This is a genomic window from Streptomyces sp. NPDC008125, from assembly GCF_042957125.1.
GTDB lineage: Bacteria > Actinomycetota > Actinomycetes > Streptomycetales > Streptomycetaceae > Streptomyces.
In genome coordinates, this window is the sequence record NZ_JBIBHR010000004.1 from 81,321 (window position 1) to 99,854 (window position 18,534).

The 18,534-nt window shown below is 73.2% G+C and carries 15 protein-coding genes; 11 read left to right on the forward strand and 4 right to left on the reverse strand.

Going from position 1 to position 18,534, the window contains the following annotated elements:
- The first annotated feature begins 242 nt into the window (after positions 1-242).
- The 4 genes from ACFZAX_RS08200 (at position 243) to ACFZAX_RS08215 (ending at position 4,006) form a co-directional block, all read left to right on the forward strand.
- Complete coding sequence (locus ACFZAX_RS08200; protein WP_390960159.1) at positions 243-1,859, forward strand: NAD(P)-binding domain-containing protein; 1,617 nt, start codon at positions 243-245, stop codon at positions 1,857-1,859.
- A complete protein-coding gene (locus tag ACFZAX_RS08205; protein WP_390960160.1) occupies positions 1,856-2,794 on the forward strand; it encodes an alpha/beta fold hydrolase in 939 nt (312 codons plus the stop codon). Before ACFZAX_RS08200 ends, ACFZAX_RS08205 begins: the two co-directional genes overlap by 4 nt.
- Positions 2,791-3,675 carry a short-chain dehydrogenase/reductase gene (locus ACFZAX_RS08210; protein WP_390960161.1) on the forward strand — a complete coding sequence of 295 codons (885 nt, stop codon included), beginning with the start codon at positions 2,791-2,793 and terminating at the stop codon, positions 3,673-3,675. The genes ACFZAX_RS08205 and ACFZAX_RS08210 overlap by 4 nt, the downstream gene beginning before the upstream one ends.
- Before the next feature lie 142 nt (positions 3,676-3,817).
- A complete protein-coding gene (locus ACFZAX_RS08215; protein ID WP_390960162.1) occupies positions 3,818-4,006 on the forward strand; it encodes a hypothetical protein in 189 nt (62 codons plus the stop codon).
- A 150-nt stretch (positions 4,007-4,156) separates the two neighbouring features.
- Here ACFZAX_RS08215 and ACFZAX_RS08220 read toward each other — a convergent pair whose 3' ends face one another.
- Positions 4,157-7,759: a S41 family peptidase gene (locus ACFZAX_RS08220; RefSeq protein WP_390960163.1), complete on the reverse strand. Its 3,603-nt coding sequence runs from the start codon at positions 7,757-7,759 to the stop codon at positions 4,157-4,159.
- Positions 7,760-7,980: 221 nt separating this feature from the next.
- Between ACFZAX_RS08220 and ACFZAX_RS08225 the strand changes: the two genes are divergently transcribed.
- A complete protein-coding gene (locus ACFZAX_RS08225) occupies positions 7,981-8,562 on the forward strand; it encodes a TetR/AcrR family transcriptional regulator C-terminal ligand-binding domain-containing protein (protein ID WP_390960164.1) in 582 nt (193 codons plus the stop codon).
- 199 nt (positions 8,563-8,761) lie between these two features.
- Positions 8,762-10,984 (forward strand): MMPL family transporter, encoded by a 2,223-nt coding sequence (locus tag ACFZAX_RS08230; protein ID WP_390960165.1) that lies wholly within the window; start codon positions 8,762-8,764, stop codon positions 10,982-10,984.
- A gap of 193 nt (positions 10,985-11,177) precedes the next feature.
- On the opposite strand, the gene ACFZAX_RS08235 is transcribed toward ACFZAX_RS08230, so the two are convergent.
- Positions 11,178-11,531, reverse strand: coding sequence for an SsgA family sporulation/cell division regulator (locus ACFZAX_RS08235; RefSeq protein ID WP_390960166.1), 354 nt, complete (start codon positions 11,529-11,531; stop codon positions 11,178-11,180).
- 202 nt (positions 11,532-11,733) lie between these two features.
- On the opposite strand from ACFZAX_RS08235, the gene ACFZAX_RS08240 reads away from it, so the two are divergent.
- The 5 genes from ACFZAX_RS08240 (at position 11,734) to ACFZAX_RS08260 (ending at position 16,887) form a co-directional block, all read left to right on the forward strand.
- Complete coding sequence (locus tag ACFZAX_RS08240) at positions 11,734-12,825, forward strand: energy-coupling factor ABC transporter permease (protein WP_390960167.1); 1,092 nt, start codon at positions 11,734-11,736, stop codon at positions 12,823-12,825.
- Between the two features lie 8 nt (positions 12,826-12,833).
- Positions 12,834-13,595 carry a cobalt ECF transporter T component CbiQ gene (gene cbiQ / locus ACFZAX_RS08245; RefSeq protein WP_390960168.1) on the forward strand — a complete coding sequence of 254 codons (762 nt, stop codon included), beginning with the start codon at positions 12,834-12,836 and terminating at the stop codon, positions 13,593-13,595.
- Positions 13,596-13,691: 96 nt separating this feature from the next.
- The gene (locus ACFZAX_RS08250; protein ID WP_390960169.1) at positions 13,692-14,480 is read left to right on the forward strand and encodes an ATP-binding cassette domain-containing protein; all 789 of its coding nucleotides are present in this window, start codon (positions 13,692-13,694) and stop codon (positions 14,478-14,480) included.
- Positions 14,481-14,546: 66 nt separating this feature from the next.
- Positions 14,547-15,707 carry a serine hydrolase gene (locus ACFZAX_RS08255; protein WP_390960502.1) on the forward strand — a complete coding sequence of 387 codons (1,161 nt, stop codon included), beginning with the start codon at positions 14,547-14,549 and terminating at the stop codon, positions 15,705-15,707.
- Between the two features lie 385 nt (positions 15,708-16,092).
- Positions 16,093-16,887 carry a glucose 1-dehydrogenase gene (locus ACFZAX_RS08260; protein WP_390960170.1) on the forward strand — a complete coding sequence of 265 codons (795 nt, stop codon included), beginning with the start codon at positions 16,093-16,095 and terminating at the stop codon, positions 16,885-16,887.
- Between the two features lie 57 nt (positions 16,888-16,944).
- Here the strand turns inward: ACFZAX_RS08260 and ACFZAX_RS08265 are convergent, their stop codons facing one another.
- On the reverse strand, positions 16,945-17,796 hold the full coding sequence (locus ACFZAX_RS08265; protein ID WP_390960171.1) for an EamA family transporter: 852 nt from the start codon (positions 17,794-17,796) through the stop codon (positions 16,945-16,947).
- Complete coding sequence (locus ACFZAX_RS08270) at positions 17,793-18,347, reverse strand: YbaK/EbsC family protein (RefSeq protein WP_390960172.1); 555 nt, start codon at positions 18,345-18,347, stop codon at positions 17,793-17,795. The genes ACFZAX_RS08265 and ACFZAX_RS08270 overlap by 4 nt, the downstream gene beginning before the upstream one ends.
- Positions 18,348-18,534: the final 187 nt, after the last annotated feature.

An 18,534-nucleotide genomic window follows, 5' to 3' on the forward strand; every position in this document is an offset into this window, starting at 1 on the left:
CATGTCCTTCGGCCACAGAGCGAACCTTACGACTTCGCACCCGATGGTGAGCAGGGCCGGCAGTGCTCCGTGACGGCGGCGCGGGCGGTGGCGCGGGCGCGGGCGTGCGCTCCGGCGCCGTGTTCTACCGCCGGTAACTTCCTTGCTCTGCCCTCTACCCATCAGTACGCGCCTGCTCTACCCTCCGAAAGGTGCCAGTGATTGCTGGCAGTGTCGTGTGACGTACCGCGGGAGGCGGCAGCATGGCCCAGCACGAGCACGTACGGGTGGCGGTGATCGGATCCGGATTCGGGGGCCTCGGGGCCGCGGTCCGGCTGCGCCGCGAAGGCATCACCGATTTCGTCGTCCTGGAGCGGGCCGGGTCCGTGGGAGGCACCTGGCGCGACAACACCTACCCCGGGTGCGCCTGCGACGTGCCCTCGCACCTGTACTCCTTCTCCTTCGCCCCCAACTCCGAGTGGCCGCGCACCTTCTCCGGCCAGGAGCACATACGCGCGTACCTGGAGCGGGTGGCCGACACCTTCGGCATCCGGCCGCACCTCCGGCTCAACCACGAGGTAGAGGTGATGCGTTGGGACACCGAAGCGCTCAACTGGGTGATCGAGTGCGCCAACGGGACGACGATCGTCGCCGACGTCGTCGTCTCCGCGACCGGGCCGCTCTCCGACCCGAAGGTGCCGGACGTCCCCGGGCTCGGCACCTTCCCGGGCGAGGTCTTCCACTCCGCCCGCTGGAACCACGACTACGACCTGGCCGGCAAGCGCGTCGCGATGATCGGCACCGGCGCCTCGGCCATCCAGATAGTGCCCGCGATCCAGCCGAAAGTGGGACGCCTGACGCTCTTCCAGCGGACACCGCCCTGGGTGATGCCGCGCGTCGACCGGGCCATCGGGAAGGCCGAGCGATGGCTGCACCGCACCGTCCCCGCCACCGGCACCGCGCGGCGCGGACTGCTCTGGGGAATAAGGGAGTTGCAGGTCAGCGCCTTCACGAAGTACCCGGACGGGCTCGGTCTGATCGAGTCCCTGGCGAAGGCGGGCATGGCGCGGGCCATCAAGGACCCGGCGCTGCGCGCCAAGCTCACCCCGTCGTACCGCATCGGGTGCAAGCGCATCCTGCTCTCCAGCACCTACTACCCGGCGCTCGCCCGCCCCAACGTCGACGTGGTGGCCTCCGGCCTCGCCGAGGTGCGCGGGTCGACGCTCGTCGCCTCCGACGGTACGGAGACCGAGGTCGACGCCATCATCTTCGGCACCGGCTTCCACGTCACCGACATGCCGATCGCCGAACGGGTCGTCGGCGCCGAGGGCATCACCCTCGCCGAGAGCTGGAAGACCGGCATGCGCTCGCTGCGCGGCGCCACCGCCGCCGGGTTCCCCAACTGGATGACCATCATCGGCCCGAACACCGGGCTCGGCAACTCCTCGATGATCCTCATGATCGAGTCCCAGCTGAACTACATGGCCGACTACCTGCGGCAGTTGGAGGTGCTCGGCACCGGCACCGCGCTCGCCGCGCGCCCCGCCGCGGTCGACGGATGGAACGACCGCGTCCAGCGGCGGATGGAGCGCACCGTGTGGAACACGGGCGGCTGCACCAGCTGGTACCTGGACGAGAACGGCCGCAACACCACCGTCTGGCCCGGTACCACGGCGGACTTCCGCCGCGCCACCAGGTCAGTCGATCTGGCGGAGTACGACGTGATCCGCGCCCCCGCGACCGCACGGCCCCCTACGGTGGTCGCCCAGAGGTCCGGCGGCTCCGGGAAGCCCTCCCGGGCTCCCAAGGCACCGACGGCAGCACAGGACACGAAGCCCGCCGGGCCGGACCGGCCCGTGACAGAGGAGGCGGCCCGATGAGTGCACGACCCGCACGGCGGCGTTCCGGGAACCTCGTGCCCGTACCCGCGCGGACGCTCTTCGCCGTCTCCGCCGACGGCTCCCGCGTCCACGTCGAGCTGCACGGCCCCGAGGAGGCGCCCGCCGTCGTCCTCGCGCACGGCTGGACGTGCAGCACCCGGTTCTGGGCCGCCCAGATCGCCGACCTCGCCACCGACCACCGGGTCATCGCCTACGACCAGCGCGGACACGGCGGCAGCCCCGACGTCGGGCCCGGCGGGCACAGTACGGACGCCCTCGCCGACGACCTGGAGGCGGTGCTCGCCGCGACCCTCGCGCCCGGCCGTAAGGCCGTGCTCGCGGGGCACTCCATGGGCGGGATGACCCTGATGGCCGCCGCCCGCCGCCCCCGGTTCCGGGAGCACGCCGCCGCCGTCCTGCTGTGCAGCACCGGCAGCGGGCGACTGGCCGACGAGGCACGGGTGTTCGCCGGGCCGAAGGCCGTGCGGACCGGCGGGACCCGGGCCCTCCTGCTGGCGGCCCTCCCGCTGGGACCGGTCACGCCCGTCACCCGGGGCCTGCTCAAGTACGCCACGATGGGCCCCGGCTCGTCGCCCGAGCGGGTCGACACCTGCGCGCGCATCGTGCACGCCTGCCCCCGGCAGGCCCGTGCGTCCTGGGGGCGCGTGCTCTCGGAGCTCGATCTGGACCTGGACGTGGCGGAGTTGCGGGTGCCGGCCGCCGTACTGGTGGGCCTGGAGGACCGGATGACCCCGCCCTCGCACGCCCGCGCGCTCGCGGCGGCCCTGCCGGAGTGCCTGGGCCTCACCGAGCTGCCCGGCATGGGGCACATGACGCCGCTCGAAGCGCCGGAAGCCGTCACCGCGAAGATTCGCGAACTTGTCGCCGGTCACCTCACCGGAACCGCCACGAACGAGAAGGAGGACGCCGTATGAGCGCCGGACGGAGCCTCGAAGGACAGGTCGTCGTCGTCACCGGCGCGGCCCGCGGTGTGGGCGAGCTGCTCGCCCGCAAGCTGTCGGCGCGCGGCGCCACGCTGGCCCTGGTCGGCCTGGAGCCCGAGGAGCTGAAGCAGGTCTCGGAGCGGCTGTACGGCGAGAGCGCCCACTGGTACGCGGACGTCACCGACCACGAGGCGATGGAGCAGGTGGCCCAGGAGGTGAAGGCCCGCTTCGGCAAGGTGGACGTGGTCGTCGCCAACGCCGGGGTCGCCACCGGGGGGCCGTTCGTCGACTCCGACCCGGTGGCCTGGCGCCGGGTCATCGAGGTCAACCTGATCGGCAGCGCGGTGACCGGCCGGGCGTTCCTGCCCGTACTGATGGAGAGCCGCGGCTACTTCCTTCAGATAGCGTCACTCGCCGCGATCACCCCGGCGCCGATGATGAGCGCGTACTGCGCCTCGAAGTCGGGCGTCGAGGCGTTCGCCCACAGCCTGCGGGCCGAGGTCGGCTACCGGGGCGTACGGGTGGGCGTCGGCTACCTCTCCTGGACCGACACCGACATGGTGCGCGGCGCGGACCAGGACGAGGTCATGCGGGAGCTGCGGGGCCGGCTGCCCTGGCCCGCCAACCGGACCTACCCGCTGGGCCCGGCGGTCGACCGGATCGTGTCCGGTATCGAACGGCGCTCCTCGCACGTCTACGCCCAGTGGTGGCTGCGCGGCATGCAGTCGGTGCGGGGTTACCTGCCCACCCTCATCGGTACGGTCGGGGCGCGAGAGATGAAACGGTTCGCCTCACGGCTCGACGCCATCCCCAAGGGGCTGGTGGGAGCCGGTGGAGCGGCGGACACGGAGGCGCGCACGCCCCGTCGTTGACCGGTCCGCAGGGGTGACACGCCGGTCGGCACGCTGCGCCAATGATCAAAATGCGCGGTTTGTCCGACCGTGCGAGCCTGGGTGAGGCGCCCCTCACGGGGCGGACTCCCCAGACCCCACGCACCCCACAGGAGTGAACAGCATGGGTATCGCAGACCAGTTCAAGGACAAGGCGCAGGAACTCGCCGACCAGGCCAAGCAGAAGTCGGGCGAGGGTGAGGATGCCGCGCGCGACCGCGCCAAGGACGCCGGGGACCGCGACGACACGTCGGGCCTGAAGGACCGTGCCGACGACGCGGCCGACAAGGCCCGCGAGCGCTTTGACCGTTGACGGCCTGAGGTCCTGACCGGCCCCGGCCGGTGGGCACGTGGGAAGAGGCGCATCCGGACGACAGGATGCGCCTCTTCCGCGCGCCTTCTTCCGCAGCCTTGCCCCCCGCCTCGGGGTCTCGGGTGACCCGGTCTCGGGTGACCCGGGGGCCTACCTCGGGGGCAGCGGGGGCCTGCGCAGGTCCGGCACCGCGTCGTACGTCGGCGGGGTCGCCGCGGGGTGCTTGTCCAGCAGCTCCAGCGCGAGCCGCACCGCGTCGTCCAGTACCGCGTGCCGGCCCTCCGCCCAGTCGAGCGGGGTGCGCAGGGCCTCGATGTCCGGCTCGACCCCGTGGTTCTCGACCGACCAGCCGTACGTGTCGAACCAGGCCGCGTTCATCGGCACCGTGATCACCGTGCCGTCGCCCAGCCGGTGGCGCCCGGTCATGCCGACCACCCCGCCCCAGGTGCGCTGACCGACCACCGGGCCCAGCTTCAGCAGCCGGAACGCGGCGGTGATCATGTCGCCGTCGGAGGAGGTGGCCTCGTCCGCGAGCGCCACGACCGGACCGCGCGGTGCGTTCGAGGCGTACGAGACGGCCTGCGCGTTGCGGGTCAGGTCCCAGCCGAGGATCCTGCGGGTCAGCTTCTCCACCACCAGCTCGCTGATGTGGCCGCCCGCGTTGCCGCGTACGTCCACGATGAGCGCGGGCCGGGACACCTCCATCCGCAGGTCGCGGTTGAACTGCGCCCAGCCGGAGCCGCCGAGATCCGGGATGTGCAGATAGCCGCACTTGCCGCCGCTCAACTCCCGTACGACCTCGCGCCGTTTGGCCACCCAGTCCTGGTAGCGCAGCGGGCGTTCGTCCACCAGCGGCATGATCGCGACGCGGCGCGGGCGGCCCTGCCCGCCCGGCGGGAGGAAGGTCAGCTCGACCGTCGTGCCGCCCGCCGCCGTCAGCAGCGGGTACGGGCCGGTGACCGGGTCGACCGGGCGGCCGTCGACGTGGGTGAGGACCGCGCCCTCCCGGATGCCCGAACCGGCGAGCGGGGAACGGGCCTTGGAGTCGGAGGAGTCGCCGGGCAGGACCCGCTGGATGGTCCAGGCCCCGTCCCGGCAGACGAGGTTGGCGCCGAGCAGGCCGATCGCGCGCTGGTAGTGCGGGGGGCCCTCGTTGCGGCGGGCGGGGGAGACGTACGCGTGCGAGGTACCCAGTTCGCCCAGGACCTCGCGGAGCAGATCGGCGAACTCGTCGGGGGAGGAGACGCGTTCGAGGAGCGGACGGTACTGGTCGAGCACTCCCGGCCAGTCGATCCCGCACATGTCCGGCTCCCAGAAGTACGAGCGGATGATGCGCCCCGCCTCGTCGTACGCCTGCCGCCACTCGGCCGCCGGGTCCACCTCGTGCAGGATGCGCCGCAGGTCGAGATAGGTGGTGGAGTCGGTGTCGCCGGACTCGTTGGACGGGACGGCCCGCAGCTCCCCGTCGTCCATGACGACCAGCCGGGTCGCGTCGCCGCTGACCGCGAACCAGTCGAGGTGGTCGACGAGTTCGGTCTTGCGGGCCTTCGCGATGTTGAAGTGCTCCAGTGTCGGGCGGCCCGACATGTCCGACGGGTTGGCGAAGGTCTCGCCGAGCGCCCCGGAGATGGGCCACCGCAGCCAGACCAGTCCGCCCCCGCTGACCGGGCGCAGCGCGGAGTACTTCGACGCGGCGACCGGGAACGGTGCCACCCGGTTCTCCAGCCCCTCGAACTCGACGGTGACCGGGGCGGTGCCCTCGTTCGTCGTGGTGTCCGGCAGGTCCAGCGGGTCGAGCCCGCCCGCCGCAGGGCGGCCGTCCGGCGAGAGCGCGAACGGCGACGGGGTGGCGGAGGAGAGGGGCACCAGGTACGGGCGGCAGCCCAGCGGGAAGGAGAGGTCGCCGGTGTGCACGTCGTACACCGGGTCGAAGCCGCGCCAGGAGAGGAACGCGAGGTACCGGCCGTCCTCCGTGAACACCGGATTCTCGTCCTCGAAACGGCCGTTGGTGACGTCGACGATCACCGGCGCGCCCGGTCCGGAGATCCGGGCCAGCTTGATCTGCCGCAGCGACCGGCCGATGCCCGGGTGGGACCAGGTGAGCCAGGCGCCGTCCGGCGAGAAGGCCAGGTCGCGCACGGGGCCGTTGACCGAGCGGATGAGCTCGGTGACCTGGGCGGGAGGCGGAGGGGGCGGAGGCGGGGGCGCCTCACCGTCGGCCTCCGGAGCCTTGACCGGCCGGCCCGCGTCGTCCGCCCCCGAGGTCTCGGCGAGTGCGGCCACCGCCGTCGCCTCGACCGCCTCGGCCCGCTCGGCGCCCTCGACCACCCCCGCCGCCCGCGCCCGGAACACGTCCGCCCGGGTGGACCCGCCCGGTCCCGACCCCGGCGGTTCCGTGCCCGCCGACGTGCCCGCCGACGTGCCCGCCGACGTGCCCGCCGACGTGCCCGCGGGGGTGCCCGGTCCCGAGGCGCCGGCCGCCGCGGTGGCGTCCGCCTCGGCCGGGTCCTCCGTGTCCAGGAGCAGCAGCCGCCCGTCGTCCGAGGCGATGGCGAGGCGTTCGCCCTCCGGGTCGGAGGCCATCTCCAGCACCCGGCCCAGCTGTCCGGAGGCGAGCCGCCGGGTGGGCCGGTCGCCGGTGGCGCGGGGCAGGGCGGCGATCTCCACCGCGTCGTCGCCGTCCGCGTCGGTGACGTAGGCGACGCTGTCGCCGCTGCCGAGCATCTCCGGCAGCCGGACCCGTACCCCCGGGGTGTCGGTGATGGTGCGGGCGGGTCCGTCGCGGTGGGTGAGCCAGTACAGCGAGCCGCGCACGTTGACCGCGCTCGCCCGGCCCGTCTCGTCCACCGAGAGCGAGCGGACGTGGCTGGCGGCCGGCACCTGGTACGTACGCCGCCCGGTACGCGGGCCGCCGAGGCGTACCTCCAGCTTCCGGGGGGTGGCGGCCGGGTCCTCCAGGTCCTCGGCCAGCCAGAGGTCCCCGGCGCACTGGTAGACGACCCGGGTGCCGTCGCTGGAGGCGTGGCGGGCGTAGAAGGCGTCGTGGTCGGTGTGGCGGCGCAGGTCGGTGCCGTCCATCAGGCAGGAGTAGAGGTTGCCGACGCCCTCGTGGTCGGAGAGGAACGCGATCCGCCGGCCGACGAACATCGGGGCGTCGAGATGGCCCCCGATGTCCGGCAGCAGCCGCTGTCCGTGCAGCCAGAGCCGGCCGGTCGCGCCGCCCCGGTACCGCTTCCACGCCGCCGGCTCGTGCGGCGGGGTCCCGGTGAGCAGCAGGGTGCGGCGCTCGCCGTCGATGTCGGCGACGGCGATGTCGGAGACCGGGCCCCAGGGCAGGCGCCCGCCGGGGGAGCCGTCGGTGGGCACGCTGTAGGCCCAGGAGAAGTACGAGAACGGCTGCCGGTGCGAGGAGACGGCCAGGATCTGCGCGCCGTCGCCGGTGTCGGGGGTCCACCCGCAGACCCGGGCGTCGGTCGAACCCCAGTAGGTGAGGCGGCGGGCCGGTCCGCCGTCGACCGGGGCGAGATGGATCTCGGGGTCGAGGGTGCGCCAGCTCGTGTAGGCGATGCGGCTCCCGTCGGGCGAGAAGCGCGGGTGACCGACCCGGGTGCGGTCGGCGGTCAGCCGCCACGCGCGGCCCGGCCGGTGCCCGGCGGCGGCGAGGGGGGCGACCCAGAGGTCGTCCTCGGCCGCGAAGCAGAGCAAGTCCTGGTGGAGGTGCGGGAAACGGAGATACGCGACGTCGTCACTCACCCCACCCATGCTTTCGGTGCGCGGGGCCCGGGGCAACTTGTGACGCAGAAAACGTGTGGCACTCCCCACAAGCGAGACGGTCCCGTTTCGCTCGCGGGGGGACGTAGGCTCAGATGGTCGAAAGGTGTACGAAACGGTTTCGTTCCTGCGAACGAACCGGGGCGTACCGGAGTGGCGTACGGAGCAGTCGCGTACGGGAGTACGGAAGGAGGCCGGTGCCCATGGCACGCACCAGGCTCACGCCTGAGCGCGAGAGCGAGCTGTTCGCGTCCGTCCTCGACCTGCTCCGCGAGGTCGGCTACGACGCCCTGACCATGGACGCCGTCGCGACCCGCACCCACTCCAGCAAGGCCACCCTCTACCGCCAGTGGGGGAGCAAGCCCGAGCTGGTGGCGACGGCCCTGCGGCACAACAAGCCGGTGGGCGTCGCCGACATCGACACGGGTTCGGTGCGCGGAGACTTCCACGCCGTCGTGACCCGTACCGACGACTGCCGCATGGAACAGGACTCCGCGCTGATGCGGGGACTGAGCCATGCCGTCCACGACAATCCCGATCTGCACCAGGCCCTGCGGGAGCTGCTGGTCGAGCCGGAACTGGCCGGTCTCGCCCTGCTGCTGCGCAGGGGTGTCGAACGGGGCGAGCTGAATCCGGACAATCCGGCGCTCGCATACGTACCCCACATGCTGATGGGCGCTCTCGGCGCCCGGCACCTGGTGGACGGACAGGCCGTCGACCAGGCGTTCCTCCTCGAATACGTCGACTCCGTGGTCCTCCCGGCCCTCGGCGTCGTCCAACCCTGACCCGTCGGCCCCCGCCCTCCGAGGCGTCGTCCGATCCCGACCCGTCGGCCCCCGCCCTGCGAGGCGTCGTCCGACGTGTCCCCGGCCGCTCCCCCGGCGGTCCGCTCCCCACCCGCTCCACCTGACACGCCGCTCTCGTCGTCGGGCTGGTTCCTCACGCCCACCTTCCCGCACACGACCTGACCGGGAGCCTCCCTCCGTGGCCACATTCCTTTACAAAGTCGGGCGCCTCGCGTTCCGTAAGCGGGGCTACGTCGCCCTGATCTGGGTTGTCCTGCTGGGGCTCGGCATCTTCGGTGCCGCCACCGCGACGCCCGCCACCTCCAGCTCCTTCTCGATACCCGGCACCGAGGCGCAGAAGGCCTTCGACCTGCTGGAGCAGCGCTTCCCCGCCTCCAACGCCGAGGGCGCCACCGCCCGGGTCGTCTTCGACGTCCCGGACGGGCAGAAGGTGACCGACCCGGCCCACAAGGCCGAGGTGGAGAAGATCGTCGGCGAGCTGAAGTCCGGCTCCGGCCAGGTCGCCTCGGTGACCGACCCCTTCACGGCGAACGCCGTCAGCAAGGACGGCTCGACCGCGTACATCTCGGTCTCCTACGACGAGGCGTCGGCCAACCTGACCGACGGCACGAAGGACGCCCTGGAAACAGCGGGCAAGCACGCCGAGGCGAGCGGGATGACCGTGGCCATCGGCGGCGACGCGCTCCAGGCGGTGCCGGAGACCGGCGCCACCGAGGTCATCGGTGTGGCCATCGCCGCGGTGGTGCTCGTCATCACCTTCGGTTCGCTGGTCGCCGCCGGGCTCCCGCTGCTCACCGCGCTCATCGGCGTCGGTATCGGCGTCACCACGATCACGGCGCTCGCCAACGTGCTGGACCTCGGCGACACCACCTCCACCCTGGCGATGATGATCGGCCTCGCGGTCGGCATCGACTACGCGCTCTTCATCGTCTCCCGCTACCGCGCCGAACTCGCCGAGGGGCGGAAACCCGAGGAAGCCGCCGGACGGGCGGTCGGCACGGCCGGCTCGGCCGTCGTCTTCGCCGGACTGACCGTCGTCATCGCCCTCGTGGGCCTCGCCGTCGTCAACATCCCGATGCTGTCCAAGATGGGCTTCGCCGCCGCCGGCACGGTCGTCATCGCGGTCCTCATCGCCCTCACCCTGGTCCCGGCGATGATGGGCTTCGCGGGCCGGCGGATCATGGGCCGCAAGGCGCGCAGGGCCGCCGCCGCCGCGGAGCGCCCCGACGCGAAGCCGAACGCGGGTACCCGCTGGGCCCGGTTCGTGCTGCGCCGCCCGGTCTGGGTGCTGGTCGTCGGCGTCCTCGGCCTCGGCGCCATCGCCCTGCCGGCCGCCTCGCTGGAGATGGGCCTGCCGGACGACGGCTCCCAGCCCAAGAGCACCACCCAGCGTCAGGCGTACGACATGCTGTCGGACGGTTTCGGCCCCGGGTTCAACGGGCCGCTGATGATCGTCGTCGACACCCGGCACAGCTCGGACGGCAAGACCGCCGTCCAGCAGGTGTCCGACGAGATCGAGTCCCTCGGTCATGTCGAGGCCGTCACCCCGGCCGCCTTCAACAAGGCCGGCGACACCGCGACGATCACGGTCGTCCCGAAGGACCGGCCCAGCTCGGCCGGTACCGAGGAACTGGTGCACCAGATCCGCGACGCCGGTCAGCACATCAGGAGCGACACCGGAGCCGAGGTGCTGGTCACCGGCGCCACCGCGATGAACGTCGACTTCTCGCAGAAGATGAACGACGCGCTCCTGCCCTACCTGGGGCTCGTCGTCGGCCTGGCCTTCCTGCTGCTGATGGTGGTCTTCCGCTCGGTCCTCGTCCCGCTGAAGGCGGCCCTCGGCTTCCTGCTCTCGGTCGTGGCGGCGCTCGGCGCGGTCGTCGCGGTCTTCCAGTGGGGCTGGCTCGCCTCGCTGCTGGGCGTGGAGCAGACCGGCCCGATCATGTCGATGATGCCGATCTTCATGGTCGGCGTGGTCTTCGGCCTCGCCATGGACTACGAGGTCTTCCTCGTCACCCGCATGAGGGAGGCGTACGTCCACGGGGAGACCCCGCACAAGGCGATCGAGACCGGCTTCAAGCACGGGGCCCGGGTGGTCACGGCGGCGGCCGTCATCATGATCGCGGTCTTCGGCGGCTTCATCGGCTCCACCGAGGCGATGATCAAGATGATCGGCTTCGGCCTCGCCATCGCCGTGTTCTTCGACGCCTTCGTGGTCCGTATGGCGATCGTCCCCGCCGTGCTCGCCCTGCTGGGCAAGCGCGCCTGGTGGCTCCCGCGCTGGCTGGACCGCGCCCTGCCGAACGTCGACGTCGAGGGCGAGGGGCTGGCCAAGCACCTCCCGGCCGAAGCGGGCGACGGCGGCCCGGCCGGCGGCGAACACGAGTTCAGCCGGGTCTGACGGCCCGCGAGCCGGCCGGGCCGCCCGGTCCGACCGGCTCCACCGGACTCCGGTGCCGTGCCTGAGCGGGGCGCGGCACCGGGTGCGCCGACATCTGTGGGGACGGGTGCCGGTGCGACAGGAAGCCCCCGTGCGAGCGGCACGGGGGCTTTCGTCGTCCGTGGGTACGCAGGCGTACGGGACGCGGCGGGGCTCAGCGCCCGGCGGCGGCGGGCGGGGCGGTCTCGGCGTGGGTACGGCAGAGGAAGCGCTGGAGGGCCGCGTTCTCGATCTGGAAGACCTCGACTCCGCCGGTCGAGTGCAGCTCCAGCACCAGCTGCGCCCGGCCGGCGGGCCAGAGGCGCACCTCGCCGCTCTCGACCGGCTTGTTCATGCCGTCCTCCAGCAGGTCGCGGCGGAGCGCCCAGTCGGAGCCGCCGTCGAAGACGAGGTGGACGGTGCCGGGGTCGGTGGCGGCGTCGTAGCGCAGGTCGACCGGGACCGGGCGGGTGAGCGGACCATCGGTGATGAGACGGGCCCGGGTGTGTTCTTCGATCACGGGAGACATCGGCCGACTCCTCTTGTTGTTACCGCTTTGTCATTCAATGTCCCATATTTCACGGCGCGTGCGCGGTTCGTAAATGTGGAACGTGCGCTCTTGCGCATGGTTCGCAAGAACGCCCTATGATTGGCGGGTTCCGGTTCGCGCCGGGTCGCAGACCCCTGCCCGCACCCTGTCCCCGCCGACCCCGCAGAAGCGGAGCCTTCCCATGCATGTACCCGACGGTTTCATCAACGCACCTGTCTCCGTGGCCGCCGGAGTCGCCGCCGCAGGAGCCGTCGCGGTCAGCCTGCGCGGCGCCCGCCGAGAACTGGACGAGCGCACCGCCCCGCTCGCCGGGCTGATGGCCGCCTTCATCTTCGCCGTGCAGATGCTGAACTTCCCGGTCGCCGCCGGCACCAGCGGGCATCTGCTCGGCGGGGCGCTGGCCGCGATACTCGTCGGGCCCTACACCGGGGTCCTCTGCGTCACCGTGGTGCTGCTGATGCAGGGCATCCTCTTCGCGGACGGCGGCCTCACCGCCCTCGGCGTCAACGTCCTGGACATGGGCGTGACCACCACCGTCGTCGCGTACGTGGTCTTCCGGGTGCTGATGCGGGCCCTGCCGCGCCGCCGGAGCACCGTCACCGTCGCGTCCTTCGTCGCCGCGCTGGTCTCCGTACCCGCCGCCGCCGTCGTCTTCACGCTGATCTACTGGATCGGCGGCACCACCGACATCTCCATCGGCAAGGTCTTCACCGCGATGGTCGGTATCCACGTCCTCATCGGCATCGGCGAGGCCGTCATCACCGCCGCCACCGTCGGCGCCGTCATCGCGGTCCGCCCCGACCTGGTGCACGGTGCCAAGGGCTTCGCCAACCCGCTCAAGCTCCGCGTGGACGGGCAGCTGATCGACGCCGCCCCCGCCGCCCCCGCGAAGGCGGCCCCGAAGTCCGCCGTCGCCGTCGCGTCCCGCTCCACCCGGGGCCTGCTGGCCGCCGGGCTGCTCACCGCCCTCGCGCTGGCCGGCTTCGTCTCGTACTACGCCTCATCGAGCCCCGACGGACTGGAGAAGGTCGCCGCCGACAAGGGCATCGACCGGAACGTCGAGGAGCACGCCTCCGCCGACTCCCCGCTCGCCGACTACGGCGTGAAGGACGTGGACGACGCCCGTCTCTCCGGCGGCCTCGCCGGGGTCATCGGTGTCGGTGTCACCGTCGTCGTGGGCGGCACGGTGTTCTGGGCGATCCGCCGCCGCCGCGACGACGGCGGAGACCGCACGGCCGGTCCGGCCGCCGCACCGCTGTCCGAGAAGGTCTGAGGCGCCCGATGGGCTCCGGCCACGCGCACCGGCTCTTCCGCCACGGGCACTCGCCCGTCCACCGGCTGCCTCCGCACTGCAAGCTCGCCGCCGTCTTCTGCTTCGTCCTCGTCGTGGTCTCCACTCCGCGCGAGGCGGTGTGGGCCTTCGCGCTCTACGCGGTGCTGCTCGCCGCCGTCGCGGCGGTGGCCCGGATTCCCGCCGGGTACCTGCTGAAGCGGCTGGTCGTCGAGGTCCCGTTCGTGGCGTTCGCGCTGCTCATGCCGTTCGTCGTACCGGGGGAGCGGACCGAGTTCCTCGGCCTCCACCTCGGGGTGGCCGGTCTCTGGGGCGCCTGGAACGTCCTCGCCAAGGGCACGCTCGGCGTCGCCGCCTCGGTGATCCTCGCCTCCACCACCGAACTCCGCGCCCTGCTGCTGGGCCTCCAGCAGCTCAGGCTGCCGCCGCTCCTCGTCCAGATCGCGTCGTTCATGATCCGCTACGGGGACGTCATCACCGACGAGATGCGCCGGATGTCGGTCGCCCGCCGCTCCCGGGGCTTCGAGGCGCGCGGCGTACGCCAGTGGGGCGTCCTCGCCAAGTCGGCGGGCGCCCTCTTCATCCGCTCCTACGAACGCGGCGAGCGGGTCCACCTGGCGATGGTCAGCCGGGGGTACGCGGGCACCATGCCGGTCATCGACCAGGTGACGGCCTCCCGCGCCCAGTGGGCCTGCGCGGCGGCGCTCCCGCTGCCCGCCCTCGCGGTCTGCCTCCTCGGCTGGGCCCTGTGAGGGGCCTTCGGCCGGCCCTCGCCAGGCGTTGCCCGCCGAACCGGCGGGCTCCCCGCACCTCTCCTTCCTCTTCCGCACATCTGCTGGGATGAACATATGAACAGCCCGATCGCCCCAGGCCCGGCCCCCGTCCCCGTGCCGCCGTCCCTCGAAGTCAGCGGCCTCGCCTACGCCTACCCCGACGGGCACCAGGCGCTCTTCGGCGTGGACCTGGCCGTCGCCCGGGGCGAACGCGTCGCGCTGCTCGGCCCCAACGGCGCCGGGAAGACCACCCTCGTCCTCCACCTCAACGGCATCCTCGACGCGGGCGCCGGAACCGTCCGCGTCGCCGGGCTCCCGGTCGAGAAGCGGAACCTCGCGGAGATCCGCCGCCGCGTCGGCATCGTCTTCCAGGACCCCGACGACCAGTTGTTCATGCCCACCGTCCGCGAGGACGTCGCCTTCGGCCCCGCCGCCTCCGGGCTGCGCGGAGCCGAACTGGAGGCCCGGGTCACCGCCGCCCTCACGCAGGTCGGTATGGCCGAGTACGCCGACCGCCCGCCGCACCACCTCTCCTTCGGCCAGCGCCGCCGCGTCGCCGTCGCCACCGTCCTCGCCATGGAGCCGGAGATCCTCGTCCTCGACGAGCCGTCCTCCAACCTCGACCCGGCCTCCCGCCGCGAACTCGCCGACATCCTCCGCTCCCTGGACGTCACCGTCCTGATGGTCACCCACGACCTCCCGTACGCCCTGGAGCTCTGCCCCCGCGCGGTCATCCTCAGCGACGGCGTCATCGCCGCCGACGACCGTACGCAGGACCTCCTCCTCGACGAGGAACTCATGCGCGCGCACCGGCTGGAGCTGCCCTTCGGCTTCGATCCCGGTTCCGTGACCGTCGGGGCCTGACCCGCCCCCCACTCCACCTGCGCGGCAATGCAGGATGGGGGCATGAGCGGGAGCGCGGAAGCAGGCGTGGACGTACGGGGCACGGTGGCACCCGGATTCGAAGCGGTCCGGGACGCCTTCGTACGGAACTTCGAACAGCGCGGTGAGCGCGGCGCGGCCGTCGCCGTCTACCGCGACGGACGCAAGGTCGTGGACCTGTGGGCCGGTACGAGAGACGTGGACGGCACCGAACCCTGGGCGGTCGACACCGTCCAAATCGTCCGCTCGGCGGGCAAGGGCATCGCCGCCGCCGTCCCCCTGATGCTCCACCAGCGCGGCCAGGTGGACCTGGACGCCCCGGTCGGCACGTACTGGCCCGAGTTCAAGGCGAACGGCAAGGAGCGCGTCCTCGTACGCGACCTCCTCGCCCACCGCGCCGGAGTTCCCGCCCTGGACCGCCCGCTCACCCCCGCCGAGGCAGCCGACGGCCACACCGGACCGGCCGCCGTCGCCGCCCAGCGGCCCCAGTGGGAACCCGGCACCGACCACGGCTACCACGCCCAGAGCTACAGCTGGCTCATCGGCGAACTCGTCCGCCGGGCCACCGGCCGGACCATCGGCCGCTGGATCACCGAGGAGATCGGCCGCCCCCTCGGCCTCGACTTCTGGTTCGGGCTGCCGGCCGACGAAGCCCACCGCATCGGCCGCATCGGCCCCGTCGAAGCGCCCGCGACCGGCGACCCCGGTGCCCTGCGGATGCGGCCCAAGCGGGCCGTCACCGAGGCGTACGCCGACCCGCACTCGCTCACCCGCCGGGCCTTCGGCGCGATCGACCCGTACCCGGACGAGAACGAACCCGCCTACCGCACCGCCGAACTCCCCGCCTCCAACGGCATCGCCACCGCCCGCGCCCTCGCCCGCTGCTACGCCGCGATGATCGGCGAGGTCGACGGGCACCGCCTCTTCGCCCCCGCCACCCTCACGCTGGCCCGCACCGAGGAGTCCTCCGGACCCGACCGGGTCCTGGTCGTCAACACCCGTTTCGGACTGGGGTACATGCTCCACGGCCCCGCCGCTCCGCTGCTCGGCCCCGGCTCCTTCGGCCACCCCGGACGCGGCGGCTCCCTCGGCTTCGCCGACCCCGAGTCCCGTATCGCCCTCGGCTACGTCACCAACGGGCTCCAGAAGGGAGTCACCGCCGACCCGCGCGCCCAGGCCCTGGTCCGGGCGGTGCGCTCGGCGCTCTGAGGCCTTGGCAGCGGGCGGGCCCCTCGGCTCCGCCGCGGGGCAGGCGGGCGACCGCGGCCTTCGGCAGGGCGGCGGTCACGGCACGCGGCTCAGCGTGCGGGTCCGGCAAGCAGGGCCCGGGCCGCAGCGGGTTGCTCCAGGTGCAGCTGACGGCCCGTGGGACCGTTGCCGCCCGAGCCGCGGGAACCCCGGCTCGGATCGCCGGGCGGATGCGCCAATCGCCGCGGTGCCAGCCGCCCATGACGCCTCCGGCCGTGCAGCCTCCGTGTACGCACGGCCGGAGTCTCGTCCCGCTTCGCCTCGGGGGGTGCGGTTCCGTTCAGGTGGGCCCGGTTCCGTGCAGCACCCGTGACCACACCCACCCCACCGCAGTACGGTCGCCCCCATGACACCCCACGCACTCCCACGTTTCGACGGCCACGGCGTCCTCATCACCGGAGCGGGACAGGGGGTCGGCGCCGCCACCGCCCGCCGGCTCGCCGCCGAGGGCGCTTCGGTCCTCGTCACCGACCTGGACCCCGACCGGGCCGCCGCCACCGCCGCGCGGATACGGGACGAGGGAGGGGCCGCCGACTCCCTCGCCTGCGACGTCGGCGACCGGGCGGCCGTGGAGGCGGCGGTGGCGTACGCGGTCGCCGAGTTCGGACGCCTCGACGTCCTGGTGAACAACGCCTACGCGGCGGGCACGGACGCCGAACTCTTCGAGGACGAGAGCGACGAGATCTGGCAGCGCGATCTCGACATCTGCCTCGGCGGGGCCTTCCGCTGCTCCCGCGCCGCCCTCCCGCACCTCGCCGACTCCGGCCGGGGCGCGATCGTCAACATCGGCTCGGTCAACGGCGAACAGGACTTCGGCGGCCACGCCTACAGCGCCGCGAAGGCGGGCCTGGCCGGCCTGACCCGTACCCTCGCGGGTCATGCCGGACCGCGCGGGGTGCGCGTCAACCTCATCGCCCCCGGCACCTTGCGCACCGATGCCTGGGCGGGCCGGGAGGCCGAACTCGACCGGGCCGCCGCCCTCTACCCGCTCGGCCGCGTCGGCGAACCGGACGACATCGCCGCCGCCGTCGCCTTCCTCGCTTCCCGCGACGCGTCCTGGATCACCGGCACCACCCTGAGGGTCGACGGCGGACTGCTCGCCGTCAACACGGGCTTCAAGCGGGCCATGGCGGGGGAGTGAACGGGCGCGCGGGACTCAAGCGGGCCACGGCGGGGCGGGTGGACATGCGCGCGGCTCTCAGCCCGCGTGCAGCATCAGCCCGATGCCGACCACCATCAGCCCGGCCGCCGCGATCCTCGGGGCGCCGAACCGCTCCTTGAACAGCAGGGCGCCCAGCGCCGCGCCCACGAGGATCGAGGACTCGCGCAGCGCCGCCACCGGGGCGAGCGCCGCGCGGGTCTGAGCCCACAGCACCAGCCCGTAGGCGACCACCGAGAGGGCCGCCCCGAACAGACCTCGTACCGCCAACGGGGCCAACTGGCCGCCGAGTTCGCCACGCCGGACGTACAGGGCGTACGCCGGTACGGCCAGGCCCTGCGCGATCATCAGCCAGGCCACGTACCCCAGCGAACTGCCGGAGGCGCGCACCCCGACGCCGTCCACCGTGGTGTATCCGGCGATGGCGAGGCCCGTCCCGAGCGCCGCCCGCAGCGCCGGCCAGTCCGGACGGCGGCCGGAGCCCCGGATGCCCCACAGGGCGAGGCCGACCAGCCCGGCCGAGGCCACCGCCACACCCGCCGTGGCCCAGGCGCCGGGCCGCTCGCCGACGAACACCGCCGCGAGGACCGTCACCACGAGCGGGGCCGTACCCCGGGCGATGGGATACATCTGGCCGAAGTCGCCCAGCGTGAACGACCGCATCAGCAGCAGCATGTACGCGAGGTGCAGCACCGCCGAGACGCCCAGGTACGGCCACGCCCCCGCGTCCGGGAACGGCAGGAAGGGCGCGGCGACCGCGCCGATCAGCAGACCGCCGCCGGAGATCAGCGTGAAGGAGAGCAGCTGATCCTCGAGGGCGTGGGCCAGGGCGTTCCACCCGGCGTGGGTGAACGCCGCCAGCAGCACCGCGCAGACGACCAGAGGGGTCACGCGGCCCGCTCGCGCACGTCCACCACCGTGCCTCCCGCGTGGGCGATCAGGCTTTTCGGGTCGAGCGGGAAGACCGAGTGCGGGGTCCCCGCCGCGGCCCACACGACTCCGTGCTCCAGCAACGCCCGGTCGGCCAGCACCCGCGTCTTCGTCACGTGCCCGAAGGGCGGTACGCCCCCGATCGCGTACCCGGTCGCCTCGCGGACCACGTCGGCGCCCGCGCGCTTCACCTTCGCCGCACCCAGCACCTCGCGCACCCGCTCCACGTCCACCCGGGAGGCGCCGTCCATCAGGACGACCACCGGGACGCCGTCGGCCACGAACACGAGGGACTTGGTGATCTCCGCCAGCTCGCAGCCGACCGCTGCGGCGGCCTCGGCGGCGGTACGGGTGGCCTCGGGGAAGCGGCGTACCTCCACCTGGAGCCCCAACTCGGCCAGCGCGGAGGCGAATCGAGGGTGCGCCTCGGCGTGTGCGGCGTGTGCGGAGGCGGCGGCGGAGGCGGTGGTCGGCTGGGGCTCGGCGTCGGGGCCGGTGGTGGAAGTGCTCATGATCCGCAGGCTACTCGCGCGAACGGACCGTGCGCAGCACCGTATTGCGGCCTGCCCCGGCCCGGACACGGTGGTGGGGGGGGGGGGGGGGGGCGCCCGCCCCCCCCCCCCCCCCCGCGGGGGCCCCCCCCCCCCCCCCCCCCCCCCCCCCGCCCCCCCCCCCCCCCGGCCCCGCCGGGCCCCCCCC

Bases quoted from the DNA above. Each gene is read 5' to 3' on its own strand.
- ACFZAX_RS08225 (WP_390960164.1), top strand. From the start codon at position 7,981: ATGGCACGCACCAGGCTCACGCCTGAGCGCGAGAGCGAGCTGTTCGCG.
- ACFZAX_RS08205 (WP_390960160.1), top strand. From the start codon at position 1,856: ATGAGTGCACGACCCGCACGGCGGCGTTCCGGGAACCTCGTGCCCGTA.
- ACFZAX_RS08250 (WP_390960169.1), top strand. From the start codon at position 13,692: ATGAACAGCCCGATCGCCCCAGGCCCGGCCCCCGTCCCCGTGCCGCCG.
- ACFZAX_RS08215 (WP_390960162.1), top strand. From the start codon at position 3,818: ATGGGTATCGCAGACCAGTTCAAGGACAAGGCGCAGGAACTCGCCGAC.
- ACFZAX_RS08235 (WP_390960166.1), bottom strand. From the start codon at position 11,531: ATGTCTCCCGTGATCGAAGAACACACCCGGGCCCGTCTCATCACCGAT.
- cbiQ (WP_390960168.1), top strand. From the start codon at position 12,834: ATGGGCTCCGGCCACGCGCACCGGCTCTTCCGCCACGGGCACTCGCCC.
- ACFZAX_RS08270 (WP_390960172.1), bottom strand. From the start codon at position 18,347: ATGAGCACTTCCACCACCGGCCCCGACGCCGAGCCCCAGCCGACCACC.
- ACFZAX_RS08260 (WP_390960170.1), top strand. From the start codon at position 16,093: ATGACACCCCACGCACTCCCACGTTTCGACGGCCACGGCGTCCTCATC.
- ACFZAX_RS08200 (WP_390960159.1), top strand. From the start codon at position 243: ATGGCCCAGCACGAGCACGTACGGGTGGCGGTGATCGGATCCGGATTC.
- ACFZAX_RS08240 (WP_390960167.1), top strand. From the start codon at position 11,734: ATGCATGTACCCGACGGTTTCATCAACGCACCTGTCTCCGTGGCCGCC.
- ACFZAX_RS08210 (WP_390960161.1), top strand. From the start codon at position 2,791: ATGAGCGCCGGACGGAGCCTCGAAGGACAGGTCGTCGTCGTCACCGGC.